This is a genomic window from Elioraea sp., from assembly GCF_051860475.1.
Taxonomy (GTDB): domain Bacteria; phylum Pseudomonadota; class Alphaproteobacteria; order Acetobacterales; family Acetobacteraceae; genus Elioraea.
Map to the genome: position 1 here is coordinate 1 of NZ_JBHYDW010000250.1, position 3305 is coordinate 3305.

Sequence of the window (3305 nt, forward strand, 5' to 3'; positions counted from 1 at the left end):
GCCACCGGCGGCTCCTTGCAGTTGCAGGTGCCCGGGCTGCGCTGGCGCTTCCATCCGGGCGACGAGGCGCAGCTTCCCGACCCGCTGATCGAGGCGCAGGTCGGCGCCGCGAACGCGGTCGCGCATCGCGGCCTCTGCTACCTTGTGTTCGAGGACGTCCCTCTCGACGCCTTCGGCAACCGCATCCCCTCCGTCAGCGCGGAGGTGGTCGCGGCGGGCGGGCAGTCGACCATCGAGACCACCACCACGCTGCCGTCCGCTGCCGCCTGGTCCGGCACGCTCTACGAGTCGGACTTCGAGCGGGCGACGGTGCTGCTGCTCGGCACCGAGCCGGATGACACCACGCAGCGCTTCCTCGCCGCGGTGAACACGCTCACCATGGAGGCGCGGCGCGCTTTCGGGCCGAGCCTGGTGCAGTTCGCGCACGCGATCGCCACGCAGGACGGCAAGGTCTACGTGGTGCACGGCCCGACCGGCGACGTCTGGCTGCGCAAGTACGATCTCGACACCGGCGCGCTGCTCGGCCAGTTCGAGTCCACCACCTCGGCCTTCACCACCACCCGCACCCGCTTCCGCGTGCCGCTGCGCGGCGACTGCCTGATCGCACGGGTGCTCGGCCCGTTCGGCTGGCGGCGGTTCTTCCTCGTCCCGCCCCAGGGCAGTCCGGCGGCGGTCTACTGCATCGACACCGACGCCATGACCTACGTGTTCGGCTCCTCCGACACTGGCGACGAGCGGATCATGGAGGCGCCGGCGAATGGCTGGCTGGCGGCCGGCGAGGAGCGCGAGGGCGCCTCCGACATCTGGTATGCCGCGCCGGTCGCGAGCGGCGGCATCGAGCTCTGGCGCATCGTGCTCAGCTATGCCGCGGTCGGCGGGCCGCAGATCGCCGGCGTAAGCGCGTCGCTGGTGGCCACCTACACCAATGCCGCGCTCGGCCTGACTGGGACCGGCACGCTCACCGCGGTCGCCTTCGACTACGACCCCGACGACAATGCCCTGATCCTCGCCGCGTCGCCGAACTCGCCGGCCGAGACGGCGATCTGCAAGCTGCGCGCGGACGGCTCCATCGCGTGGCAGCGCTCCTTCCCGAGTTTCCTCTCCGCGGCGCGGTCGGGCACGAAGCGCGTCTTCGGCGGCACCTGGGCGATCCACAGCGCCGGCGCCAACCAGGTCATCGTGCTCGATACCCGCACCGGCGCGACCGTGCAGACCGCCGGGACGTCGACCATGCCCACCAACGCCGCGTTCGCCTGGGACTCGGACATCAAGGCCGCGTTCTATGCCGGCACCGCCGGCACCTATCGCCGGCTGCTGATGCTGCGCCAGGGCAGCGAGACGGTGCCGCTCGCCTCCATCGTCTCGGCGCTCTGCGCGCGCGCCGGCCTCGCGCCCGCCGAGTTCAATGCCGCGGCGCTGACGGACAGCGTGCGCGGCTTCGTGGTCGCCCGGCCGATGAGCGCGCGCGAGGCGATCCAGCCGCTCGCCACGGCCTTCGCCTTCGACGCGGTCGAGCGCGACGACGTGCTGGTCTTCCGCAAGCGCGGCGGCGCGACCGCGACCACGTTGACCCATGCGGACCTCGTCCGTCGCGGCGACGCGCCGGTGATCGACGAGCAGCGCGCGCAGGATGCGGAGCTGCCGCGCGCGATCAGCGTCCGCCACATCGACCCCGAGCGGGCCTACGAGATCGGCACGCAGCGCTGGCAGCGCCCGCGCGCGCCCTCCGCCACCATGGCGTCCACGGCGGAGGCGACCGTCGATCTGCCACTCGTGCTGACCGCGACCGAGGCGAAGGCGATCGCGCGCCGCCTGATCCTGGCGGCCTGGCGCGAGCGCACCCGCTTCGGCTTCGCCGGCACCACGCAGCATCTCCGCCTGGAACCGACCGATCCGGCGACCCTCGTGCGCGGCGACGGCGCGCAGAGCCGCGTGCGCCTGATCTCGGCGCAGCTCGGCGCTGACTGGACCGTGGCGCTGGAGGCCGTCGAGGAGGCGCCCGGCGACTACACGGTCGCCGCGATCGCCGACGGCGGCACCGGGTTCGCGCCCGACGCGCTGCCGGCGCCCTACACGACGCGCGGCTTCACGCTCAACCTGCCGCTGCTGGTGGACGCCGACGACCTCGCTGGCACGGCGCTGCGTTCGTATCTGCATGGTGGCGCGATCCGCGGCCAGACCTGGCGCCGCGCCGACGTGTTCCGCTCGGCCGACGGCACGGCGTGGGAGCCTGCCGGTGCGGTGCTGGACGTGGCCGCCTGGGGTGCCGTGCTCGGCGCGGTTCCGGTGCCTGCGTCCTACTGGACCTGGGATGATGCGACGGTGCTCACGGTGCAGATGCAGACCGGCGCGGATCGCATCGAGGGCGCGACCGATCTCGAGGTGCTGAACGGCGCCAACCTCGCCGCGCTGGTCGCCGAGGACGGGCGGGTCGAGCTGGTGCAATTCGCGATCGCCGATGCGCTGGGCGGCGGGCGCTTCACCCTCCGCCGATTGCTGCGCGGCCGGCGCGGCACCGAGGACGCCGGCGCCTTCGCCTCCGGCGCTGCCTTCCTCCTGCTCGACGGCTCGGTGGTGCGCGGCGCCTCGCCGCTCGGCGCGCTCAACTCCGTCGAGCGGTTCCGCTTCGTCGGCATCTTCCAGACGGTCCAGACTGCGACCGAGTACCGACGCCTCATGATCGGACGTGCCGAGCAGCCCTATGCGCCGGTGCACATCGCCGGCAGCCGCGATGGATCGAACAACCTCACCGTGACCTGGGTCCGCCGCACCCGCATCGGCGGCGAGCTGGTCGATCTGACCGGCGCCGTGCCGCTCGCCGAAGCGGCCGAGCTCTATGAGGTCGATGTGCGGAACGCGGCCGACACCGCCACGCTTCGGAGCTTCACCGGGCTGACCAGCCCGACCGTCACCTACACCGCCGCGCAGCAGACCACGGACGGGCTCACGCCCGGCAATCCCGTGCGCGTGCACGTATACCAGATGAGCGCCGTGGCCGGTCGCGGCCGCCGGGGAGCAGCGATCGTATGAGCAGCCCGAACCTCGCCGTCCCGCACGTCGCCGCCGCCCAGGCGCAGAAGGAGGTCACCATCAATGCCGCGGTCGATCTGCTCGACCGCGCTGTGACCGACGTGCTGACGGTCGATCTTGGCGCCGGCGACGTCACGCTTACGGCCGACCAGTATCGCCGGCACCGCATCTTCCGCACCGCGAACCTGACGACGGCACGCACGCTTACCGTGCCGGCGATCCGGCGCGAGGTCGCGATCGACAACGCCGACGGCACCGCGACGCTCACCGTCGCG

Annotated in this window: 2 protein-coding genes; both read left to right on the forward strand. The window is 72.6% G+C overall.

The genetic code is table 11. From position 1 onward, the window contains the following. Positions 1–3030 (forward strand): phage tail protein (locus tag ACTIFU_RS23225; protein WP_439580700.1); only part of this gene is annotated, 3030 nt, incomplete at its 5' end. Beyond that, positions 3027–3305: hypothetical protein (locus ACTIFU_RS23230; RefSeq protein ID WP_439580701.1), on the forward strand; the 279-nt coding region annotated here is incomplete at its 3' end. The genes ACTIFU_RS23225 and ACTIFU_RS23230, both read left to right, overlap by 4 nt.